The 23,532-nt window shown below is 64.4% G+C and carries 21 protein-coding genes and 1 pseudogene; all 22 read right to left on the bottom strand.

Going from position 1 to position 23,532, the window contains the following annotated elements; all coding sequences use genetic code 11:
• Positions 1–21: 21 nt before the first annotated feature.
• On the bottom strand, positions 22–1,359 hold the full coding sequence (locus tag BMIN_RS03275) for a glutamine synthetase family protein (protein ID WP_026647448.1): 1,338 nt from the start codon (positions 1,357–1,359) through the stop codon (positions 22–24).
• 170 nt (positions 1,360–1,529) lie between these two features.
• Positions 1,530–2,255: a bifunctional 1-(5-phosphoribosyl)-5-((5-phosphoribosylamino)methylideneamino)imidazole-4-carboxamide isomerase/phosphoribosylanthranilate isomerase PriA gene (priA, locus tag BMIN_RS03270; protein ID WP_022861109.1), complete on the bottom strand. Its 726-nt coding sequence runs from the start codon at positions 2,253–2,255 to the stop codon at positions 1,530–1,532.
• 179 nt (positions 2,256–2,434) lie between these two features.
• Positions 2,435–3,081: pseudogene (gene hisH, locus BMIN_RS03265) on the bottom strand (imidazole glycerol phosphate synthase subunit HisH).
• Between the two features lie 164 nt (positions 3,082–3,245).
• A complete protein-coding gene (locus tag BMIN_RS03260; RefSeq protein WP_022861112.1) occupies positions 3,246–4,139 on the bottom strand; it encodes a hypothetical protein in 894 nt (297 codons plus the stop codon).
• Entirely contained in the window at positions 4,139–4,738 is a 600-nt protein-coding gene (hisB, locus tag BMIN_RS03255) for an imidazoleglycerol-phosphate dehydratase HisB (RefSeq protein WP_022861113.1), read from the bottom strand. Before hisB ends, BMIN_RS03260 begins: the two co-directional genes overlap by 1 nt.
• Positions 4,739–4,815: 77 nt before the next feature.
• The gene (locus BMIN_RS03250; RefSeq protein ID WP_022861114.1) at positions 4,816–5,973 is read right to left on the bottom strand and encodes a histidinol-phosphate transaminase; all 1,158 of its coding nucleotides are present in this window, start codon (positions 5,971–5,973) and stop codon (positions 4,816–4,818) included.
• Positions 5,970–7,367: a histidinol dehydrogenase gene (gene hisD / locus BMIN_RS03245; RefSeq protein WP_022861115.1), complete on the bottom strand. Its 1,398-nt coding sequence runs from the start codon at positions 7,365–7,367 to the stop codon at positions 5,970–5,972. Before hisD ends, BMIN_RS03250 begins: the two co-directional genes overlap by 4 nt.
• Before the next feature lie 107 nt (positions 7,368–7,474).
• Positions 7,475–8,812, bottom strand: a complete 1,338-nt coding sequence (locus BMIN_RS03240; protein WP_162138753.1) for a glycosyltransferase family 2 protein — start codon at positions 8,810–8,812, stop codon at positions 7,475–7,477.
• A gap of 228 nt (positions 8,813–9,040) precedes the next feature.
• Entirely contained in the window at positions 9,041–12,595 is a 3,555-nt protein-coding gene (gene dnaE / locus BMIN_RS03235; RefSeq protein ID WP_022861117.1) for a DNA polymerase III subunit alpha, read from the bottom strand.
• Positions 12,596–12,777: 182 nt separating this feature from the next.
• The gene (locus tag BMIN_RS03230; RefSeq protein WP_022861118.1) at positions 12,778–13,692 is read right to left on the bottom strand and encodes an RluA family pseudouridine synthase; all 915 of its coding nucleotides are present in this window, start codon (positions 13,690–13,692) and stop codon (positions 12,778–12,780) included.
• Positions 13,689–14,225, bottom strand: a complete 537-nt coding sequence (locus tag BMIN_RS03225; RefSeq protein WP_051126294.1) for a signal peptidase II — start codon at positions 14,223–14,225, stop codon at positions 13,689–13,691. Before BMIN_RS03225 ends, BMIN_RS03230 begins: the two co-directional genes overlap by 4 nt.
• Positions 14,226–14,242: 17 nt before the next feature.
• Positions 14,243–15,532, bottom strand: coding sequence for a DivIVA domain-containing protein (locus BMIN_RS03220; RefSeq protein WP_022861119.1), 1,290 nt, complete (start codon positions 15,530–15,532; stop codon positions 14,243–14,245).
• 109 nt (positions 15,533–15,641) lie between these two features.
• The gene (locus BMIN_RS03215) at positions 15,642–15,923 is read right to left on the bottom strand and encodes a YggT family protein (protein ID WP_022861120.1); all 282 of its coding nucleotides are present in this window, start codon (positions 15,921–15,923) and stop codon (positions 15,642–15,644) included.
• 92 nt (positions 15,924–16,015) lie between these two features.
• Positions 16,016–16,492, bottom strand: a complete 477-nt coding sequence (locus tag BMIN_RS03210; protein WP_022861121.1) for a cell division protein SepF — start codon at positions 16,490–16,492, stop codon at positions 16,016–16,018.
• Positions 16,493–16,521: 29 nt separating this feature from the next.
• A complete protein-coding gene (gene ftsZ / locus BMIN_RS03205; protein WP_026647450.1) occupies positions 16,522–17,757 on the bottom strand; it encodes a cell division protein FtsZ in 1,236 nt (411 codons plus the stop codon).
• Positions 17,758–17,900: 143 nt separating this feature from the next.
• Complete coding sequence (gene dusB, locus BMIN_RS03200) at positions 17,901–19,043, bottom strand: tRNA dihydrouridine synthase DusB (protein ID WP_033395492.1); 1,143 nt, start codon at positions 19,041–19,043, stop codon at positions 17,901–17,903.
• A 184-nt stretch (positions 19,044–19,227) separates the two neighbouring features.
• A complete protein-coding gene (locus tag BMIN_RS03195) occupies positions 19,228–20,748 on the bottom strand; it encodes a glycine--tRNA ligase (protein WP_022861124.1) in 1,521 nt (506 codons plus the stop codon).
• A gap of 109 nt (positions 20,749–20,857) precedes the next feature.
• Positions 20,858–21,226 carry a type 4a pilus biogenesis protein PilO gene (gene pilO, locus BMIN_RS08340; RefSeq protein WP_081647995.1) on the bottom strand — a complete coding sequence of 123 codons (369 nt, stop codon included), beginning with the start codon at positions 21,224–21,226 and terminating at the stop codon, positions 20,858–20,860.
• Positions 21,227–21,232: 6 nt separating this feature from the next.
• The gene (locus tag BMIN_RS08030; protein ID WP_051126296.1) at positions 21,233–21,496 is read right to left on the bottom strand and encodes a hypothetical protein; all 264 of its coding nucleotides are present in this window, start codon (positions 21,494–21,496) and stop codon (positions 21,233–21,235) included.
• Positions 21,497–21,503: 7 nt separating this feature from the next.
• Complete coding sequence (locus BMIN_RS03185) at positions 21,504–22,448, bottom strand: hypothetical protein (RefSeq protein ID WP_022861125.1); 945 nt, start codon at positions 22,446–22,448, stop codon at positions 21,504–21,506.
• Complete coding sequence (gene pilM / locus BMIN_RS03180; protein WP_338010522.1) at positions 22,445–23,173, bottom strand: pilus assembly protein PilM; 729 nt, start codon at positions 23,171–23,173, stop codon at positions 22,445–22,447. Before pilM ends, BMIN_RS03185 begins: the two co-directional genes overlap by 4 nt.
• 12 nt (positions 23,174–23,185) lie before the next feature.
• The gene (locus BMIN_RS08910) at positions 23,186–23,491 is read right to left on the bottom strand and encodes a type IV pilus biogenesis protein PilM (protein ID WP_238565601.1); all 306 of its coding nucleotides are present in this window, start codon (positions 23,489–23,491) and stop codon (positions 23,186–23,188) included.
• Positions 23,492–23,532: the final 41 nt, after the last annotated feature.

Genomic DNA, 23,532 nt, shown 5'->3' with positions numbered 1-23,532 from the left:
GCTCATCCCGACGACGGACGTCTACAGGCGGGGAAGGTACTTCTTCAACTCGAACGGCGTCACCTGCCGGCGATAGTCCTCCCATTCCTGATGCTTGTTGCGCAGGAAGTACTCGAACGCATGCTCGCCGAGCACGCCGGCCACGAAGTCGGACTTCTCCATCACGGCAAGGGCCTCGTCCAGCGACTGCGGAAGAGGCTGGATGCCCATCGCCTGACGCTCGGCGTCGGTCAGCTCCCACACGGCGTCACTGGTGGGATCACCCAGCGTCATCTTCTGGTCGATGCCGTCCATGCCCGCCGCAAGAAGAACCGCGAAGGCGAGGTACGGGTTTGCCACCGCGTCAAGGGCGCGGAACTCCATGCGGGCGGAGTTGCCCTTCCCCGGCTTGTACTGCGGGATGCGCAGAAGCGCCGAGCGGTTGTTGTGCCCCCAGCAGATGTAGCTGGGAGCCTCATTGCCGCCCCACAGGCGCTTGTACGAGTTCACGTACTGGTCGGTGACCGCGCAGATCTCCGCGGCGTGATAAAGGACGCCCGCCGCGAACTGCCTCGCCACCAGCGACATGTTGAATTCCTGACCCGCCTCGTAGAAGGCGTTGGCGTCGCCCTCGAACAGGCTGAGATGCGTGTGCATCCCCGAACCCGGCTGGTCGGACAGGGGCTTGGGCATGAAGCTCGCATGGATTCCGCGCTCAAGGGATATCTCCTTGACGACGGTGCGGAAGGTCATGATGTTGTCGGCGGTGGTGAGGGCGTCGGCGTACCGCAGGTCGATCTCGTTCTGGCCGGGTCCCGCCTCGTGATGCGAGTACTCGACCGATATCCCCATCTGCTCGAGCATGTTGACCGTGGCGCGGCGGAAGTCCATTCCCGGGCTGCGCGGGACATGGTCGAAATACCCGCCCTCGTCGATCGGCACGGGGGGCGTCGACCAGTCGTCCTGCCGCTCGAAGAGATAGAACTCTATCTCGGGATGGACGTAGAAGGTGAATCCCTTCTCCTTGGCCGCCTCCAACGCGGTTTTGAGGACATGACGAGGATCGCCCAGCGACGGCTCCCCCTCCGGCGTGAGGATGTCGCAGAACATCCGGGCCGTCCCCTGAGGACCGCCCCTCCATGGAAGGATCTGGAAGGTCGAGGGGTCGGGTTTGACGATCATGTCGTCCTCGGAGACGCGGGTCATGCCCTCGACGGCCGATCCATCGAAGCCCAGTCCCTCCTCGAACGCCGCCTCGAGTTCGGCCGGGGCAATGGCCACGGACTTCAACGTGCCCAGCACGTCGGTGAACCACAGACGGATGAAGCGCACATCTCGTTCCTCGACCGTGCGCAGAGCAAACTCCTGCTGTTTATCCATGGTGACCATGGTTCCACGTGTATATGACAGGAGGTTAAGACACGCCGAACCACGTCTGTGGAATGGGACGGCAAGAAGCCGCGGAGGCATGCGCGCCGCCATCCCACGGGCCTCCAACCGAGCGAACGAGTAGCGTCCGGCGGACGTCCGGCGAGTGAATCGTCACCGCGTCACCGCGTCACCGCAAGGGCCTCCTCAAGCGTGAAGGCCCGCGCATACAACGATTTGCCCAGGATGGCGCAGTCCACGCCCAATGGCGACAATTCCTCGATCGCCCTGAGATCATCCAGACTGGATATTCCTCCCGACGCGGTGACCTTCGCGTCCGTGCGCTCGGCCACCTCCCGGAGCAGGGCGATGTTCGGGCCGCTCATCATGCCATCGCGCGCCACATCGGTCACCACATAGCGGGAGCACCCCGCCCAATCGAGCATCGCCATCGTCTCGAAGAGATCACCGCCCTCCTTGACCCATCCACGCGCCGCGAGGGTGTGCCCTCTGACGTCGAGTCCCACGGCAACCCGGTCTCCATACTCGGCGATCGCCCCGGCGGTCCACGAGGGGTTCTCCAGCGCCGCGGTGCCGATGTTGACCCGTGCGGCACCGGCGTCCAGCGCCGCCCTGAGGCTGTCGTCGTCCCTTACTCCGCCGCTCATCTCGATGTTGACCTTGTCCCCGAGCTCCTCGACGATGCGACCCAGCTGCGCGCGATTGTCCCCCGTGCCGAACGCGGCGTCGAGATCGACCAGATGAATCCACGACGCACCGGCGTCGACCCACGTCCTGGCCGCATCCAGGGGGCTGCCGTAGTCCGTCTCCGACCCCGATTCGCCCTGCCTCAGCCGTACGGCCTTTCCGTCACGGACGTCGACGGCGGGAAGAAGTGTGAGCGACATGATGAACCTTTCTCATCGAAATCAATCGTGTGGGACGCGCAGAATCATATGAAACGCGCGGAACGGATGGAATATGTGGAACGCGCAGAATACGCCAATGGTGCGGAACGTGTCCCGGACGAACCGACCGGGCGGACGAGACGACCGTATGAGACGACCGGACGAGACGACCGCATGGATCACGCGAACGTCGAGATCCAGTTGCGGAGCAGCCGCTCCCCCGCGTCCGCGGACTTCTCGGGATGGAACTGCGTGGCCGACAGCGGCCCCCGCTCATAGGCCGCGACGAAACGGCTCCGGCCGTAATCGCACCATGAGACGCGTCCCGGATCCTGGGAGGGAATCCCCAACGCCGCGAAGTCGGCCGGTTCCGCGCTGGATGCCGCATAGGAATGGACGAAATAGAACCGTTCATCCTCGATCCCCCTCATCAGGTGGATCCCTCAGCCGCGTCCACCGTGTCCCATCCCATATGGGGGACCACGTCGGCGTCAACAAGGTCGACGCTTCCTCCGATCAGACCCATGCCCTCCGTGGCGGCGCCGTTCTCGCACCCCCGGGAGAACAGGATCTGCTCGCCGACGCACACGCCGAGCACCGGACGCCCGTCACGCAGACGCTCGAGGATCACACGGTCGCCTCCCACGTCGCGCAGTCCGGATATGCACGTCGCGAAAGCGCCGACTCCGGGCACCACGAGGCCATCGGCCTCGAACGCCTGACGATGGTCGGACGTCAGCGCCACGTCCAGCCCGCAGTGTGCCAACGCGCGCATCATGGAGCGGACGTTGCCGAATCCGTAATCGAAAACCACCGCTGATGTCATATCACTCACCCCTCAATTCCGTCCCCGATTCGGTCCCCTTTCCATGGCGACCATTCCTCCGGCCCGGTCCGACCGTCACGTCCATCACGTCATGTCATGGCGATCGAAGCGATCCGCCGTGACGATCCGATCAGGGGTTCCGGTCGGTAACCCGACGGATCAGCCTATTCACGATGCGGATCCGAACCACGACGATGATGCGTGTTCGCCGCGATAATCGACATGGCAGCCTCCTCGTCAAGATCCATCGAACGCTTCAGGGAAGCTCCCTGCGAGCGCAGATCGTCGATGGAGCAGATTCCCAGCATAAGATCCTCCACCACCGGTGCCGTCGAGGTGAACAGCAGCGGCGGGGCGAAGTTCTGTCCCGCCTGCCCGCCCAGATACAGCGTCGCCTGCAGTTTGTCGGCACGATTGACCGCCAGCACGACGGCCATGCCGGACACGACGGAGGTGATGTCCTCGGCGGCGGTTTCGGGAGCGTCTCCGTCCAGATCACGCAGAACCGCCATGGCGCCCTGTTCGCCGTCCATGCAGTCGGCGTCCACCTGGGCCATGCGGCAGAACGCGGACAGCAGCTCGGCGGAGGCCAGGCGCGTGATGAGCATGGCGATTTTCGCCTTGTTCCCCAGCAGTCCCTGCAGCTCATCCTCAAAATTCGCCGCGCCGCCGATCGCGGGCCCCGTGGCGTCATCGGGTTCCGTCGCGCCGCCAGCCCCGGATTCCGTCGCGTCGTCGGCCCTCTGGGCATGACCGACCGACTCCGGCCGATCCGAGGTTCCCGGTTCGCCGGCATGCGATGGGTGCGACGACTCATCCGATCCGGCGGAGGGAATCCCATCCGCCCGTCCGAACGGCACCCCCTTCTCCAGCTCCTGCTGGAATCGCTCGAGCTCGGCCTCGATGTCGGCGTCGCTCAGCGAATTCGGATCGAAGGAGCCCGGGTCCGAGGAATCGGAATCACGGGAATCGGAATCACGAGGGTCGGAATCGTGGGGATCGGAATCGTGGGGATCGCGCGGGTCCGACGTTCCCGACCCGTCATCGGCGCCGCTCATCACAACGCCCCCTTGGTGCTGGGAATCCCCGTAACGCGCGGATCGGGCTCGACGGCGAACCGCAGCGCCCGAGCGACCGCCTTGAACTCCGCCTCGGCGATATGGTGCGGATCGCGTCCCGCCAGCAGTCTCAGATGCAGGCAGATATCCGCATGCAGAGCAATCGACTCCATGACGTGTCTGACCAGCGATCCGGTGAAATGGCCGCCGATCATGGCGTATTCGAAGCCTTCGGGCTCTCCGGAGCACACCACGTAGGGACGTCCGGAGATGTCGATCACCGCCGTGGCCAGAGCCTCGTCCAGAGGAACGGTGGCGTCGGCGAAACGCCGGATTCCACGTTTGTCGCCCAACGCGGTGCGAAGCGCCTCCCCGAACACGATCGCTATGTCCTCGACGGTGTGATGGACGTCGATGTCCGTGTCGCCTTGCGCCTTGATGGTCAGATCGATCAGGGAATGCTTGCCCAAAGCGGTCATCATGTGATCGTAGAAGGGAACCGATGTGTGGATGTCGGTGACTCCCGTCCCGTCCAGATCGAGGCTGAGCTCAACGGATGATTCACTGGTTTTGCGCACTATCGTCGCCGTGCGGGCCATGTCACGCTCCTTTGTCATATGCCGATGTCATATGTCCGATTGTCGCATGCTTCTGTTCCTCGAAATCAGACGAAGAATCAGACGATCGCCAGGACCTCGTCCAACGCGGCGCGGAAACGCGACATCTCCTCATCCGTTCCCATGCACACGCGCAGCCACCCCTCGGGGCCGACCACCCGAATAAGCACGCCACGCTTCAGAAGCTCGTCGAAGATGCGCTCACGATCCTCGAAGCCCCCTCCGAACAGCAGGAAGTTCGATTGCGATTCGGCCACGCGAAGCGGCCTGCCGTGATACCGGCGTGTCGCCAGCCAGTGCGCCGTCTCGCCACGGGTACGCCGCAGGTGGTCGACCTGGGCAAGCAGTTCGTCGGTGTGCTCAAGCGCCGCGAGCGCCGCGGCCTGCGTCAGCGCCGACAGGTGGTAGGGCATGCGAACGATCCTCACGGCGTCGATGATCCCCCGGGATGCCGCGAGATATCCCACACGCGCGCCGGCGAAGGCGAAGGCCTTGCTCATGGTTCGGCTCACGGCGAGGTTCTCATGCCCGGCCAGCATGGTCAGCGCGCTCGGCGTTCCGGGATCACGGAACTCGATGTACGCCTCGTCGACCACGAGAACCGGATGGGTCCCTTCGGCGGCACCCTCGACTCCGGCCTTCCGGCACGCGTCCAGAAGAATCGCGAGCTGGTCCATGGGCAACGGCGTGCCCGTGGGATTGTTGGGGCTGGTGATGACGACCAGCGACGGCCGTGTCCTGATGATCGCGTCGACCGTGGCGTTGACGTCCAGAGTGAAGTCGTCGCGTCGGTGCACGACGCGCCATGTGGTGAAGGTGTCCCGCGCGTATTCGGGATACATCGAATACGTCGGATCGCATCCCAGAGCGGTCCGTCCCGGACCGCCGAACGCCTGGAACAGCTGAAGCATGATCTCATTGGAACCATTCGCACCCCACAGCTGTTCGAACGGAAGACTCACTCCGGATTCCCCGGCGAGGTACCGGGCGAACGCCTTGCGCAGCTCGATGTGCTCGCGGTCGGGATACCGATTGAGCATGGTGGCGATGTCCCGCACCCGACGCGCTATGGAATCGGCGACCGCGTCGCTTGGGGCGTAGGGGTTCTCGTTGACGTTGAGACATACCGGAACATCGAGCTGAGGCGCCCCGTAGGGGGTCTCCCCCACAAGATCGTTGCGGAGCGGAAGTACCGCCGGAATGGCGTCGTCACTCATCGCAGCCCGGCCTCGCTTTCCTGCTTCCTCACGGTCGCCTTGTCATACGGATCGTCGATGAAACGGCTGAGGACGGACTCCCCGTGCGCCGGAAGGTCCTCGGACACCGCGAAGGCGTTGATGCGCGAGGCGATCTCCCCCAGACCGGTCCTGTCGTATTCGATGACCTCGACGGGCTTCATGAACGTGTGCACGCCGAGTCCTGACGCAAAACGCGCGGTGCCTGACGTGGGCAGGACATGGTTGGATCCCGACATGTAGTCGCCCAGCGGCACAGGGGAATACGGTCCGCGGAATATCGCCCCCGCATTACGAATCCGGGCGATCACCGCATCATCGTCGGCGGTCTGGACCTCCAGATGCTCGGCGGCGTAGGCGTTGGCCGCGTCGACGGACTGATCGATCCCATCGGTAATGATGATGCCGGACTGACGGCCGGTCAGCGACGTGGCCACACGACCGGAATGCTCGGTTCGCGGAACCCTGCGGTCGAGGCTCTCCTGAACCTTCGCGGCCAGATCGGTGCTGTCGGTGATGAGGACGGATCCGGCGAGCTCGTCATGCTCCGCCTGCCCGATGAGGTCCGCGGCCACCCACTCGGGATTCGCCCCGGAATCCGCGAGGATCGCGATCTCCGTGGGCCCCGCCACCGCGTCGATGCCGACCATTCCCGAGACCAGACGCTTGGCCGTGGCGACGAAGATGTTCCCGGGACCGGTGATCTTGTCGACCGGATCGCACAGAACGTCGCCATCCTGCGGCTCGCTCCCCCGGGCTCCGTACGCGAACATGGCGATGGCCTGGGCTCCCCCCACGGCGTAGACCTCATCCACGCCAAGAATCGCGCAGGTGGCGAGGATCGTTGCGTCGGGAAGTCCATCGTTCGTCGCCTTGCTTGGCGGAGTGGCGATGGCCAGTGATTCCACGCCCGCCGCCTGCGCGGGGACGACGTTCATAATCACCGAGCTGGGGTAGACGGCCTTGCCGCCCGGAACGTACAGTCCCACGCGCTGGACCGGAATCCACCGCTCCGCCACGCGCGCGCCCTCGCCCAGATCGGTATGAAAGTCGTGGGGAACCTGCGATGCGGCCACCTTGCGGGCGCGACGCACGGATTCCTCGATGGCCGCCCTGACCTCGGGATCCAGCGCATCCTCCGCGGCATGGATGGCCTCGACGGGAACGCGCAGATCATGCGGACGGATATGGTCGAACTTCTCCTCGAAGTCGCGCAGGGCCGCGGCGCCCCGCTGACGAACGTCGTCAAGGATCGGCGTGACCAGATCGGTCGCCTCGCTCGTTCCCATATCGGCCCGGGGCATGGCCTCGAGCATCTCGGCGCGCGTCAGCCGGCGTCCGCGCAGGTCTATGATTCGCATCGTTTGCTCGCTCATAGCGCCCATCGTAACAACGACCGACAACAGCGACGTCCGATATCGGACGCGCCCACCACATACTGGACGCGAAACGCTACCGAGCCCCTCTCCGCAATTCCCCGCCCTCAGCGGGAGGCGGACGCCCGACGCGCGGAACGCCGGACCGATGGCGTGCGACGACGCGACGATCCCTCGCCTTTCTCACTCTTCTCGCCGTCCTCGCCGGATTGGAGGTCGAACACCTCGCGCAGCTTGTCCACGCCCTCCCTGATGCCGTCCTTGACGGAATCCTTGGCGCCGGACACGGAATCCCTGGCCGCATCCTTCATGTCCCGCAACGAGTCCGAAGCCGAATCGACAAGCGCTGTGAACTTGGCACGCGTCTCGGCGACGGTGGCGCGATCCTCATCCGACTCGTCATCATCGAGCTCGGCGAAGACGCCGTCATCCTGTCCATATCCGAGATCGTCGAGGAATTCGGTGACGCGGTCGCGGAACTGCTGCTGCGACTGCGGATCAAGCTTGAGACCGAACACGATGCTCTGCCGGAAGGTCTCCATATTGAGATTGCCCAGAACGTTCATGGTCTGCACGGCGACGAAGCGGCGAAGCCCGGGATGCCGCGTCACGATGTACTCGCGACGATCGTGGGCCGCCTGCATCCAATCCGCCATCAGCGACGCGGATGGCGTGTGCGCCACGGATCCCGCGCGTAGGCGGTAGTGGTACAGGACGTCCGGGATCCGCACGACATGGGAGGATTCGCCGATCACGTGGCAGATGCGCGCCATATCCTCGATGTACCTACCCTCAGGGAACGAGAAATCCTGGTCGACGTACACGCGCCGGGCGACCATGAACGCCCAGAAATAGCTGTCGATGTCGCCCTTGACCTGAAGACGCAGCGCCTGCTCCGGGGTCAGTTCGATGGTCCCGTCGTACTCGTTGTGCCGGTACGACGACTTCATGGGCGCCCCGGAGTCGTCGATTGTATCGAACCGGAACATCGCCATGTCCGCGCCATGGTCGGCCATCGCCTCAAGACACCGGGCCACCAATGTCGGCTCCACCAGATCGTCGGAGTCCATGAAGTACACGGCATCGCCGTGGGCGGCGGAAAGACCGGTGTTCCGAGCCTTCGACAGGCCGCCGTTCTCCTCGTGGATCACCGTGATGCGGGCGTCCCGACGCGCCCATTCATCGCATATGCGCGGACACTCGTCCGGGGAGCCGTCATCGACGAGGATGATCTCCAGGTTGCTGTGCGTCTGTCCGACGACGCCAGCCAGAGCCGCGTCAAGATACTCCTGCACGCCATACACCGGAACGATGATGCTGACCAGTGAATCGGGGCCGGGAACCACGATGGGCCCGCCGTCACGGGGGTCTTCACCTGTCGCGGACGATCGATCCGCTGGTTTCTCCGACAACCGTCGTTTCGATGATTCCCGTTCCACCGTCATACCTCCAGTCCATATGAACCCGCATGCATGCAAGATCCGTCCACGCCGTCCACGGCATATCATCGCGACGCGACGCATAATGGCCAGGATCACGGAGCGTTCGTCCTTCACCGGCCGCCATACACTGGCCGCTCACCCTCCACCGACCACTATATTCATCAACTATATTGATCAACCGTCACCTGTCCGGCATCGGACGGCCATGCAGCGGAAGCGCCCCTCGGTCCGTCACGCTGCCGCCAGACATCCCGGTCCGAACAGCGCCTTGATCTCGGCGAACAGCGAGGTGTCGCGCTTGACGCGGAAGGCGTCGCCCATGACGAAGACGGTGGCGTTGCCATGACCGTCCCCCACCACCATCCGCACCTCGCAGTACCCCGGATGCGAATGCAGGACGTCACGCAGCCTCCCCATGCGAGTGCGGTCCACCGCCATCCTCGGCAGGACCAGAACCACGGGCTTCTCGTCCGCCGATTCCAGGGAGGGCACCTGCATCTCGACCGCGCGCATGCTCACGGTCTCATCGCGCTGCTCGACCTGGCCGCGGATCTGCACGATCTGGTCGACGATCAGCTGCTGCGAGGCCGCCTGATACGTCTTCCCGAAGAACATGCACTGGATGGAGCTCTCCATGTCCTCGACGGTGACGATGGCCCAGGGGTTGCCCTTGCGCGACACGCGCCGATCCACGCCGGTGACGAGGCCCGCGATGGTGACCTGCTGGTTGTCCGCCATCGTTCTGGCCCTGTCGATGAGGTGCGCGATGGACATCTCGCGCAGTCCCGCCAGCACCGCGGTCATCCCGCTGAGCGGATGGTCGGACACGTACAGGCCCAGCATCTCGCGCTCGAAGTCGAGCTTGGTCTTCTTGTCCCATTCGTCGATGTCGGGGATGGTGACCATGGCATCGCCCATCGAGTCATCCGCCGCCGACCCATCGGGATCGGCGAACAGGTCGAACTGGCCCTCCGCCTGCTTGCGCTTGAGGCCGACGACCGAATCGATCGCCGGCTCATGAACCATGAACAGCGCGCGACGGTTGGGATCGATCGAATCGAAGGCGCCAGCCTTGATCAGGGATTCGATGAGGCGCTTGTTGAGGACGGTCAGCGGCACGCGGCGGATGAAGTCCATGAAGTTCACGAATTTGCCACGCGGCCCCTTCCTCTCCGTGACGATGTCGGCCACGGCCCTGTCGCCCACGTTGCGGATGGCTCCCAGTCCGAAGCGCACGACGTCGCCCACGGCGGAGTATTCCAGTATCGACTCGTTGACGTCCGGCGGCAGCACCTTGATCCCCATGCGCCGGGCCTCGCCCAGGTACAGCGCGGTCTTGTCCTTGTTGCTGCGCTCGTTCTGCAGCAGCGCGGCCATGAACTCCACCGGATAGTGGGTTTTGAGATACGCCGTCCAATACGAGATCAGCCCGTATGCGGCGGAATGGGCCTTGTTGAACGCGTAACCGGAGAAGGGCACGAGGACGTCCCACACCGACTGCGCGGCCTCCTGGGAATAGCCGTGGTCCTTCATGCCCTGGAAGAACGGAACCTTCTCCTTGGCCAGAACCTCGGGCTTCTTCTTGCCCATCGCCCGTCGCAGCACATCCGCCTTGCCCAGCGAGTATCCGGCGAGGATACGGGCCGCCGACTGCACCTGCTCCTGGTAGACGATCAGACCGTAGGTCTCGTCGAGGACCTCCTTGAGCGGCTTCTCGACCTCGGGATGGATGGGGGTGATCTCCTGCAGGCCGTTCTTGCGCTTCGCGTAGTTGGTGTGCGAGTCCATATCCATGGGACCGGGACGGTACAGGGCGATGAGGGCGGATATGTCGTTGAAGTTGTCGGGCTTGAGCGTTTTGAGCAGCGAGCGCATGCCGTCGGAATCGAGCTGGAAGACGCCGAGGGTGTCGCCGCGCGAGAGCAGCTGGTAGGTCTCCCTGTCGTCGAGGGGGATCCTCGTGTAGTCGATCGGCTCCTTGCCGTTGTGCTCGATGTTCGTCAGGGTGTCGCGTATGACCGTGAGGTTGGACAGCCCCAGGAAGTCCATCTTGACGAGGCCGAGCGTCTCGCAGGTGTGGTATTCGAAGGTCGTGGTGATGGTGCCGTCCGTGCGCTCCAGAAGCGGCGACGTGTCGGTGATGGGGTCGGAACCCATGATGGTGGCGCAGGCGTGGACTCCGGTCTGCCGGATCAGCCCCTCGATGCCCTTGGCCTCCTCGGTGATCCTTTTCGCGTCGGGATCGGACTCCACGAGCTCCCGGAACTCCCTGGCCTCGGCATAGCGCTTGGACGTGGGGTCGAAGATGTCCCTGAGGCTCGCGTCCTTGCCGTTCTTGCTGGGGGGAAGGGCCTTGGTGATGCGCTCGCCCACGGAGAACTCGTATCCCATGATGCGGGCCGAGTCCTTCAGCGCCTGCTTGGTTTTGATGGTTCCGTAGATCACGCACTGGGCGACCTTGTCGCGGCCGTATTTGTCGGCCACGTAGTCGAGCACCCGGGCGCGGCCCTCGGGGTCGAAGTCGACGTCGATATCGGGCAGCGAGACGCGTTCGGGGTTGAGGAAGCGCTCGAAGATCAGGCCATGCTTGAGGGGATCGAGTTCGGTGATGCCCATGGCGTAGGCGACCATGGATCCTGCGGCCGAGCCTCGTCCGGGTCCCACCATCACGCCGTTGGCCTTGGCCCAGTTGATGTAGTCGGACACGACGAGGAAGTACCCGCAGAACTGCATCTGGCAGATCACGCCGCACTCGTAGTCGGCCTGATGAAGCACCTCCATCGAGGGATGGCCGTCGTAGCGGTTCTCCAGCCCCTCCTCCACCTTGCGAAGGAACAGGGAGGTCTCGTCCCATCCCTCCGGGCAGTCGAAGGTGGGCATGAAGGCGCCGTCCTCATGGTCGTCGAACATCACGTTGCAGCGGTCCGCGATCTCCAGCGTGTTGTCGCACGCTTCGGGGAGCTCCCTGAAAAGCTCGCGCATCTCCTCGGCTGATTTGAGGTAGTAGCCGGATCCGTCGAATTTGAACCGTTCGGGGTCGTCGAGGCGCGAGCCGGAGTTGATACACAGCATGGCGTCCTGCGCGCGACGGTCCTCCTCGTGCACGTAGTGGGAGTCGTTCGTGGCCAGGATCGGCGCTCCGATGGTCTTCGCGATGCGCAGGAGGTCCTTGGTCACGCGCGTCTCGATCGACAGCCCGTGGTCCATCAGCTCGATGAAGAAGTTGTCTTTACCGTAGATGTCCTGCAGCTCCTTGGCCGCGCGCAGCGCCTCGTCGTACTGCCCCAGGCGAAGCCGGGTCTGGATGATGCCCGACGGGCATCCGGACCCGCATATCACGCCCTTCGAGTAGGTGGAGAGCACCTCCTTGTCCATACGCGGATACCGCATGACACGGCCTTCGAGGTTGGCGACGGAGCTGGCCCTGATGAGGTTGACCAGTCCCTCGTCGTTCTCGGCCCACAGCGTCAGATGGGTGATCAGGCCTCCGCCGGAGACGTCGTCGGAGCGCTGCGCCTCGGTGCCCCAATGCACGCGGGTCTTGTCCTGCCGCGCGGTCTCGGGCGTGACGTACGCCTCGATGCCGATGATGGGCTTGATTCCCTGCGCCACCGCCGTACTCCACATCTCGTAGGCGCCGTGCATGTTGCCGTGGTCGGTGATCCCCACGGACGTCATGCCCAGCTCCCTGGTCCGCGCGACCAGATCGGGAATCTTGGACGCGCCGTCCAGAAGCGAGTAATGGGTGTGGTTATGAAGCTGCACGAAGGAATCACTCGAGGACATGCACTCCACCTTACCGGGGCGAGATGACCTCACGGGCTCTTCCGGGACCTCCGGCCCTGCGTGGGCTGACCGGCATGGCGAGTCATGGCCGGCACGTCGTCACGGACGCGTCACCGAGCGTCGCCGAATGCCACCGAATGCCACGTCAACCCGCACCACACCGCATCACAACCGGCGCCACGTCAGCCGGCGTCGGCGAGCGCGTCCAGCGCATGGGACAGATCGGCGGGATACCGCGACGCGACGGTGGTCCACACATGCGTGCGGGGATGCCGGAACTCCAACCGCATCGCATGGAGCCACTGCCTCGTCAGTCCAAGCCTCCCTGCCAGGACGGGATTGCCGCCGTACATGGGATCGCCGACGAGCGGATGGCCGATGGACGAGAAATGCACGCGGATCTGGTGGGTCCGCCCCGTCTCGAGGTTCACCGAGACCAGCGTCGCCTCGCCATAGCGCCGGATCACATCCCAATGCGTGACGGAGGGCTTGCCGGCGGGCGTGATGGTGAACCGGAAATCGGAGACCTTGGCGCGGCCTATCGGCGCCTCGATGGTGGCCTTGTCCTCGCGCAGGTTCCCCTGGACGAGCGCATGATAGGTTTTGACGACCTCATGCGCGGCGAACTGCCGCCGCATCTCGGTATACGCCAGATCGGACCTGCACACCAGCATCAGACCGCTGGTGCCCACGTCAAGACGGCTGACGATTCCCTGACGTCCGGGAGCGCCATAGGACGAGAGTGTCACCCCGCGTTGCAGAAGGCTGCCGCGCACGGTGGGACCGGTCCATCCCACGGAGGCGTGGGCCGCGACTCCTACGGGCTTGTCTACCACGACGACGTCGTCGTCCTCGTAGACGATGGGCATGTCGTCGGCCACCGGCTCGGGCTCGTGCTTCTCCTCGACGAGATCGATGTCCACCACGTCCCCCTCCAGAAGGGTGGACGCCTTCGTCATGGTCCGTCCCAGAACACGGGCCTGCCCCGTCTCCACTATCTCCGCCGCGCGTGTGCGCGAGACGCCCAGCATCTTGGCCACGGCGACATCGAAGCGACGTCCTATCAGGGCGTCGGGAGCCGGTGCGAGACGACTCATCGTCCGGCGACCTCCGGAGACGAACCGTCGCCGACGTGTCCGCGGGACGAGAACGGGATGGCCAGGACCACGAGGATGACTATCAGGACGCCGGCGACCATCAGCGCTATGTCGGCGACGTTCCCCACGGACCAGCCATAATCAAGGAAATCGACGACCTTGCCGTCCATGAATCCGGTGGCGTAGGCGATGCGGTCGATGAGATTGCCGAGAGCCCCGGAGAAGCCCAGAGCCAGCGCCACCGTCCAGATCATGGAGTCGGTGCGCACCACCAGCGCGACAATTGCCACGCACGCGAGTATGGCCAGAACGGCGATAAGCCAGGTCCTGGACGATCCCATCCCCAGCGTGGCCCCGGGATTGCGCACCAGCGTCAGCGAGAGGAGACCGGGGATCACCCGCACGCTCTCGCCATGACCCAGAGCACGCTGCGCCCAGATCTTGGTGGCCTGATCCGCCACAAGAACAACGACCGACAGACATGCGAAGACGGCCGCTCGTCGTTGCGGCCGTCCGGATGAGAATTGCGACATGAATCAGATTCTACAGGTCAGTTCTTGCCTTCATCGACCTTGTTGAAGCTGTTCGAATCGGCGACCTGCGAGACGAGCTGGTTGAGGAAGTCCGTGAGCCGCGAGCGGTACTCCCCTTCGAACTGCTTGAGCCCCTGGATGTTGCTTTCGATGACCTTCGACTGCGACTCGAGATTGTCGCGCACCTGCTGGGCGTAGCTGTCTGCGGAGGACCGGGTCTTGGAATCGTACTCGGCGGCGCGGCGCTGGATCTCGGACTCATAGCCGTCGGCCTCGGTGTGCTTGTTCTTCGCGTAGATGTCGGCGTCCTGCCTTGTCTTGGCGGAGTAGGCATCGGCGTCGGCGTGGACGTTCTTGAAGTACGTGTCGGCCTTGGCCCGGGTCTGGTTGCTGTATTCGTCGGCCTCGGTGCGGGTGCGTCCGGAGTACTCGTTGGCCTTGGAGATCATGTCGTCGTATTTGGTCTGCGCCGTGGTGACGATGTCCTTGGCCTGCGCCTTGCCCTTGTCGACGTACTGATCGTGGAGCTGCATAGCGAGCGTCAGCATCGCGGTCGCGCGCTCGGGCTCGCTTGATCCCGCGTTTCCGGCGCCGGCGATCTTCTGCAGGCTTCCCGTCTCGGTGTTCGGCTCCATCTTGGAGACCTGCGCACGGAGCTGGTCCTCACGCTGGCGGGACTCCTCAAGCTGACGGGTGACGTCCTGGAGCTTGCCGTTCTCGGAGCGGACGGCATCGGTGAGCTTGGCGACCTCGGACTGGGCGCCCTGCACCTTGACCGTGGCCTCCTGCAGCTGCTGCGTGAGCTTCTGGTTCTCGGTGCGGAGCTCGTCGCGCTCGTGCTGCACGGCGGTGAGCTGCTGTCCAAGCTCCTTGGCACCCGCGGCCTCCGCGGCCTGCGCGGTCAACTGGTCGATCTGCGCGCTCAGGCGCTCGACCTGGGACTTGAGCTGCTCGTTCTGCGCCGACAGGGCCCTGTTGCTCTCCTCGGCCTCGGTGAGCTTCGCCGCATCGATCTGCGAGGCCTGCCCTCCCTGGAGGTCCCTGCCGGCCTTGAGCTGGGAGTTCTCCTCCTTGGCCGACTGGAGCTGCGTGGTCAGTTCCGCGATCTTGCCGTTGAGCGCGGCGACATCGGCACCCAGCGACTGCGTCGACTGCCCGGCGCCCTGAACGGCCTGCTTGCCGAGAGCCTCGATGGTTTCGGTTACCTGATCCAGGAAATCATCAACCTCATCGACATCGTAACCCTCCTTGAAACGGACGGTCTGGAAGGTATGCTTTCGTATATCCTTCGGCGTCAACAGAGCCATTTGTCTTACACCTCGCTTTGGGCACAATGCCTCGCTGTGTACGTTATTCACAGCTATGCTAGCACGATGCCCGCGGCGACGACGCTGCGATTGCGCGGCATGGCTTCCGCTAGATCAGCACCTGGAGAAGGTACAACGCGAAATACAGGACGATGAAGCTCACGTCAAGGCCGAAGGATCCGAACCAGATCGGCTTGATGTATTGACGCAGCCAACGCAGCGGCGGATCGGTGAGCTGATAGACGATGCGGATGAGGTCGCTGACGACGCCGGTGGGCCTCCAGTTCCTGGCGAGCATCGCGACCCAGTCGAGGATCATCCGGATGATGAGAATCGTCAGGTAGATGCCGATGGCCGCATCGACAATTCGTTCAATGACGTAGAAAAGCATGATCCAACCCTACCCACGGCAGCGGAAAAACCGCTGGGAGGACGCTGACGATAGTCCGACGAACGGCCTCAGCGAACCCTCAGCGAACGACCTCAGTCGGAGAACAGGTCGCGAGACGACCCCTTCGACTGCGGTTCCTCGACCTTGATGTTGACCTGCGCGGGACTCAGAAGGAAGACCCGGGGCGTGACGCGTTCGATGGATCCCCGCACCCCGAAGACCACTCCGGCGGAGAAATCGACGATCCGGAAGGCCACGGCCTCCGAGACCCCCGTGAGGTTGAGCACGACGGGCACGCCGTCACGGATGGCGCGGCCCACCAGCTGCGCGTCCTCGTAGTTCTTGGGATGGATGGTCGTGATCCTGCTCACGCGGTTCTGGAAGGGATTGGACTCGCGTGTGCCTGCGGACGCACCCTGGCCCGTCTGGGCCCCCGCCAGAGGGCTAAAGGAGCGATCCGAGTCGAAGGACGACTGGCTGTCCTCCGGCTGAGGCTCGACGTCGTCCTCATCGTCGACGACATCCGCCATACCAAGATAGGACATCGCGTTCTTCATAAACCCTGCCATGCGAGTTCCTTTCGTCGCCTATAGCGCGCTCAGCGCAGAAAATCCGGAATGTCGAGATCCCCCAGATCACCGGAGGATATCACCTCGTGCTCGCTTGTCTCATCCACGGACCGTGGCGACGAGGGCGTGTTCCGCGCGGCGTCGCCGTCCGCGGACGCCCGCGACGAGGGCGTGTCCAAGGAGGGGGAAGACATGGCCGAGGAAGCCCCGGAAGAGGAATCCGTGGCGGCGGAGGCTCCCGAATCGCCGGACGTAGGCTGCGTCAGGGATCTCGGAGCCTTCTGCCCCTCCGACGCCTTCTTCGAGTCCGAGTCGAATCCCGCGGCGATGACGGTGATGCGCATCTCGTCGCCGTAGGCGTCGTCCAGAGCCAGGCCCCAGATGATCTGGGCCTCCGGGTGGATGGCCTTGCGGACGAGGTCGGTCGCGGCGTAGGCCTCCTGCAGCTTGAGGTCCGTGGGGCCGGCGACGTTGATGAGGGCCCCGTGCGCGCCCTCGATGCTCTCCTCCAGCAGCGGCGAGCTGATGGCGATCTCCGCAGCCTGCGTGGCGCGATCCTCGCCACGGGCGGAGCCGATGCCGAACAGGGCCGTTCCCGCTCCACGCAGGATGGCGCTCACGTCGGAGAAGTCGACGTGGATGTAGGAGTTGAGGGTGATCAGATCGGTGATCCCCTGGACGCCGGCGAGCAGCGCGGTGTCGGCGGTCTTGAAGGCGTCGACGATGCCGATGGTGCGGTCCGAGATCTCCAGAAGCCTGTCGTTGGGAATGACGATCAGCGCATCGACCTCCTTGCGGAGGTTCTCGATCCCCAGCTTGGCCGAGGCCGACCGCTGAGGTCCCTCGAAGGAGAAGGGACGGGTGACGACGGCGATGGTCAGGGCGCCCTGCTGATGGGCCGCACGCGCGACGATGGGACTGGCTCCGGTGCCGGTTCCGCCTCCCTCGCCGCAGGTCACGAACACCATGTCGGCGCCCTTGAGAGCCTCCTCGATGTCGGACTGATGGTCCTGCGCCGCCTTGGCGCCCTTCTCGGGATCGGCGCCGGCCCCCAGCCCACGGCTCGACCCGTCACTCAACGATATCTTGACGTTGGCGTCCGACCTTAGCAGATCCTTCGCATCGGTGTTGATGGCCACAAACTCAACGTTCTGCAACCCATCAGCGATCATGCGATTCACGGCGTTTCCACCTGCTCCACCGACTCCGACGACCTTGATGTTGGTCTTGTCGTTGAAATCGTCTGCCTGGGCAATCTCGCTCACCATTGTCTCCTGTCACTCACACGGTTACGCCTACTCTATCGCAGAACGATCACGCAGATCGCCTTTTCGCGGTGTGTGACCGCGTTTTTCCCATTCCTTGACATGGTACCCGCCCGTCACCGCGCCCACGCCCCGGCCTGCGATCAATATCCCGCATCCATGGGATCGTCCCCGAACAACGCCTCGCGCTGCTCATGGGTGGTGGTCCGGGAATCCAGCCATCCGTATGGAAGATGGACCTTGCGGGCGTATCGGGTGCGGCCGCGGGGAGCATTGACCACGGTGGCGGGCAATGTGGCGTCGGGATCGAGCGAATCGAGCACACGCCGCACGTCGTCGATGCTCTCGGACTCCATGCACTGGCGGCGGGTCGAGCCTCCCACCGGGAATCCCTTGAGATACCACGCGATGTGCTTTCGCAGGTCATGGACGGCCATGCGCTCGTCGCCGTCGTAGAACTCCACGAGCATGGCGGCGTGGCGAAGGACGACCTGCGCGACCTGTCCGAGCGTGGGGTTCACCCGCTCGTCGCTTCCCGCGAAGGCGTTGCGGATGTCGGTGAACAGCCACGGTCTTCCCTGGCACCCGCGGCCGATGGCGACGCCCGCGCAACCGGTCCGTCGAACCATCTCCACCGCGTCGTCGGCTCCCCAGATGTCCCCATTGCCGAAGACCGGGATGTCCAGCGCGCCCACCAGTTCGGCGATGCGGCTCCAATCGGAGTGCCCGCCATAGTATTCGGCCGTCGTGCGGGCATGGAGGGTGACGGCCGCGCATCCCTCATCCTCGGCGATGCGCCCGGCGTCGAGGTACGTCTCGTGCTCGTGGTCGATCCCCACGCGGATCTTCGCCGTCACGGGGATTCCCGCAGGCTTGCACACGGTCACCACGCGATGGAGGAGCTCGGCGAAGAGATCGGTTTTCCAGGGAAGCGCGGAGCCTCCCCCACGCCGGGTGACCTTGGGAACGGGGCATCCGAAGTTGAGGTCGATGTGGTCGGCCATGCCTCCGTCGACCACCATGCGCGCCGCCTGCTCGACGATCACCGGGTCCACGCCGTACAGCTGGAGGGACCTCACCCTCTCGCCGGGGGCGAAGCGGCACAGACGGAACGCCTTGGGATTGCGGGCGACGAGGGCCCGAGCGGTGATCATCTCCGCCACGTACAGGCCATCCGGCCCATACCCTTCGCAGAGGGTGCGGAACGGCCAGTTCGTCACACCGGCCATGGGCGAGAGGATCACGGGCGTGGGGACATGGATGCCACCGAGATCCACGGGCGGCATGGACGCGGTTCGGGCGGGGCCGTCGGAACCGGCCTGGACGACGGCGTCGGCGGGAGCGGCCGAGCCGCCGGTCGGATACGCGCGCTCCGCGTCAGGGCCGACGGCGAGATCGGCCACCGACCCCGCCATGGCATCCCGCGTCAGTGGGGCCTGCAACATCCGAGGTGACTGCGATACCCGAGGGTTAATACAGACCACCGGCCTCGGCCACCTTGATCGGCTCGCTTTCGTCGACGCCGGACTCCCCGACCACGCTGGTTCCGCCATCGGCGGCGCGGGTTCCGACGATCGACGCCGGTCCCTCCGGGTAGCGCACGCGGCGCTCCGAGACCACGGACGAGACGTAGTCGACGACCTTGTCCAGTGCGATGCGCTTCTGCTCCATGGTGTCGCGGTCGCGCACGGTGACGGCGTGGTCGTCGAGGCTGTCGAAGTCCACGGTGACGCACAGCGGCGTGCCGATCTCGTCCTGACGACGGTAGCGGCGTCCGATGGCACCGGACTCGTCGTAGTCGATCATCCACTCATGCTGACGAAGGTCGGCGGCCAGATCATGGGCGATGGCCTGCAGCTCGGGCTTCTTGCTCAGGGGCAGGACGGCGGCCTTGACCGGCGCGAGGCGCGGGTCGAGACGAAGAACGGTTCGGCGGTCGACTCCGCCCTTGGTGTTGGGAGCCTCGTCGACGTCGTAGGCGTCCACCAGGAACGCCATCAGCGAGCGGGTCAGGCCTGCGGCGGGCTCGATGACGAAGGGAACGTACCGCTCGCCGGTGGCCTGGTTGAAGTAGCTGAGGTCCTCGCCCGAATGCTTCGAATGCGCGCTGAGGTCGAAGTCGGTCCGGTTGGCGACGCCCTCGAGCTCGCCCCAGTCGGATCCCTGGAATCCGAACTTGTATTCGATGTCGACGGTGCGCTTGGAGTAGTGGCTCAGCTTCTCCTTGGGATGCTCGTAGTGGCGCAGGTTGTCGGGGTTGATGCCGAGGTCGACGTACCAGCGCGTGCGGGTGTCGATCCAGTACTGGTGCCAGTCCTCGTCGGTTCCGGGCTCGACGAAGAACTCCATCTCCATCTGCTCGAACTCGCGCGTGCGGAAGATGAAGTTGCCGGGGGTGATCTCGTTGCGGAACGACTTGCCCATGTTGGCGATTCCGAACGGCGGCTTGGACCGCGACGACATCATGACGTTCTTGAAGTCCACGAAGATGCCCTGGGCCGTTTCGGGACGCAGATAGTGCAGGGAGTTGTCGTCGTCGACCGGTCCCAGATGGGTGCGCAGCATCATGTTGAAGTCGCGCGGCTCGGTCCACTGGCCGCGGGTCCCGCAGTCGGGGCAGACGATGTCCTTGAGGCCGTTCGGCGGCATCTTGTCGCCATGCTTCTCCGCCCAGGACTCCTGGAGCTTGTCGGAGCGCTGGCGCTTGTGGCAGTTCAGGCATTCGATGAGCGGGTCGTTGAACACGCTGACGTGCCCGGAGGCCACCCACACGGCGGGCGGAAGGATGATGGAGGTGTCCACGCCGACCACATCGCCCCGGGTGACGACCATCGACCGCCACCATTCGCGTTTGATGTTGTCCTTGAGGGCCACTCCGAGCGGGCCATAATCCCACGCGGATCGCGTGCCGCCATAGATCTCGCCTGCGGGGAACACAAAGCCGCGGCGCTTGGCGAGGGAGACGACGTCATCGAGTTTGGATACTGCCACAATTCACCTTCTGGTCTGACTTGCGGGGGTCTGCTAACCCGCCATAGTCTAACGACACACGGGGACGGACGCCGCCCTTCGACCCGTCTCCCCCGTCTGCCCTCCCGCGTCAGTCCGACGTGCCGGTCGATCCCGTGCCGGTTGATCCGGCTATCGACGTGGAGTCCACCAATGAATAGGTGTTGCACGTCATGGACAGACTGTCGGTTGTAGCCTGATCGGCTCCCGTCGAGGCGGTCCCCAACGGATAGGTCAGGCTGCTGGGCACCACGACGCGCTCCATGTCCTGCACCTTGGCCACGAAGCTGCGGAGCTTGTCGTAGGACCCCTGCGCGTTAACCGTGAGGGGAACCTGGACGAGCCTGTTGCTGATCGCCCCGGATACGGCCTGCGGCAGGACGGCGTCCGTCGCGGTTTCGAAGGTGACCGACGACAGAGTTATGCCGGTGTCCTTCGCCGACTGATTGAGGGAGTTGATGAGCGCCTACTGGTCGTAGACGTTCGGGATCTGCCGTCTGAGCTGATTGAGCCTGGTCGTCTGAAGCGTGATGGTGCCGCTCGCGATGTTCAGCTTCTCGATGGTTTTCTCGACCTCGGTGTTCTGCTGCCGAAGCTGCTCGGTCTGTTCCCTGACGGCGCTGACCTCCTGCAGACGGGGCGTGACGACGGCGGTCCAGAGAAGGAAGACGATGGCGATGGCCGCGGCGAGAAGCCCGACCCATGCAGCGCGATGCCTGTTCATGAACATGTCCGAATCACTCCTTTTCGCTCGAGGTGGTCACGCCGGCCTGGGAACGCAGATCCTTACGCAGCGTATCCAGCAGCTCGCGGTTCACGGTCTCCGCGCCACCGGCGGAGTCCCCCCGCGACGTGGTGTTGCCTGTGAGGTCGAGGGACACGGTTCCCGTGTACGTGTACCCCTCACCCGGCGACCCTGATATCGAGCTGATGTCGCCGACGATGTATCCGGTGATCTTCGAGAAGTTCGTAATGAAGGTTTTGGCCGTCACGAAATCGGTGGATTTCACGGTGAACGCCACGTCGATGACTCCGCCCGACCCCCAGACGTCCCCCGCCGTGGACGACGAACTCGACGATGAGCTCGACCCTGTGGTCTCCGGCTGGAACTCCGTAAGCTGAAGACTGGTGTATGACGTGTTGGCGGGAAGCGCCGAATCGAGGTTGGTGGCGACCGTCTGCCAGTCGATTTCATCGTACAGCGTCGAGACCAGCACCTTCTGGGTGTCGTCGGAGGCCGTGACGATCTTCTCCACGTCCGCGTATTTCGCCTTGGTCTGCTGAAGGCTCATGGCCAGCTGCCGCTGGTTCTCGGTCTGGGACTGGGTCGCAACGACCACGATCTTCATGAAGATCGTGACCAGCACGGAGAATATGAGCACGACGACGACGGCAAGCGTCATGATGCGCTGCACCATGCGGTCTCGGTTGATGACGGCGATGGACTTGGGAAGCAGATTGGAGCGCAGTCTCCAATCCGCCGTGGTGTCGCGCGGCGCCTTGCTCTTCTTCCCGCCCTTCCCGCCGGTGTTGAGAAGCTCTCCCATGCTCATGGACATACGGCTTTTCTTCCCGCCGTGGGCCATGCCGCGCCGTTCCGTCGCCTGACCGCCGTCCCGTGGAGCGCGGCTCTCGCCTTCGGGTCCCTTCGGCTTGTCGGTGTGGGTATCGTGTCTTCTCATCGTGGCTTCTTTCCTAGGGCGAGTCCGAGAACGATCGAGTAGCCGGACGCGTGCGTGATCCTCTCCCGCTCGATGGATTCCTTGGACTGGTCGAATTTGGAGAAGGGGTCGCCCATGGTGACCAGCATGTTCGTGGACGTGGCCAGCACGTTGGGGAATCCCTCCAGCGTCGCCCCCACGCCGGTCAGGAGTATGCCCTGCAAGGTGTCATCGGGATGGGACGCCGCGAACATTCCGAGGGTGTTGCGGATGCTGACGATGAGCTGGGCGGTGGACTCCCGAATGACCTCCTCGGCCTTTTCGAGGCGCTTGTCGCCGACGACGTTCTGCAGTCCGATACGGCGCTTGACCTCGTTGGCGTCCTCGAAGTCGATGCCGAGCGCCATCGCGACGGCCTGGGTGACGTCGTCGGCACCGGACGGCACGGTTCGCAGATAGACGGGCATGCCGTCGTTGACGACGATCACATCGGTGCTATTCGATCCGACGTTGACGAGGACGACGTTGCCGTCCTTGGACTCCTCTTTATATAGGCGGGCCATGCAGAAGGGGCTGGCGTCGACGGACGAGACGATAAGCCCGGCCTGCTCCACGGCGTTCGCGGTCTTCTCGATGCCGGACCGGAGCGACGCCACGAGCAGCCCATGCAGCTGGTATCCCTGGTTCGTCTTCTCGCGGCGAAGAGGCACGAAGTCGAGAACGGAGTCGGGAATAGGCAGCGGGATGAGGTTCTTCGCCTAGAACGGCAGCGTGGCGTGTAGCTCGTCGAGACCCATCTCGGGGAAGGTGGCCTCGCGGAACAGCACGCGCCTGCTGGAGTACACCATGGCCACGTTCGAGGTTGGGATGCGATGGCGTTTGACGATCTGCTTCATCATCCCCGTGACCGTCGGCTGGTCGACGACCTCCCCGTCGACGACCGCCCCCGCGGGCAGCGTGAACGTATGCCACTGTTTGATCAGAGGGCGCGGCGTGTAGGGATTGCCTATCACCGCCACCCTGATGGCGTCGCTTGACAATCCCAATGCCACCATTGTCTTCATGGTTTCTCCTGTCCATACGCCGCGTTCCCCCACGGCGACCC

It is taken from the genome of Bifidobacterium minimum, from assembly GCF_000741645.1.
In the GTDB taxonomy this organism is placed as follows: Bacteria; Actinomycetota; Actinomycetes; order Actinomycetales; family Bifidobacteriaceae; genus Bifidobacterium; species Bifidobacterium minimum.
The sequence above is the reverse complement of the archived record's forward strand: the minus strand, read 5'-3'. Positions and strand labels throughout refer to the sequence as shown.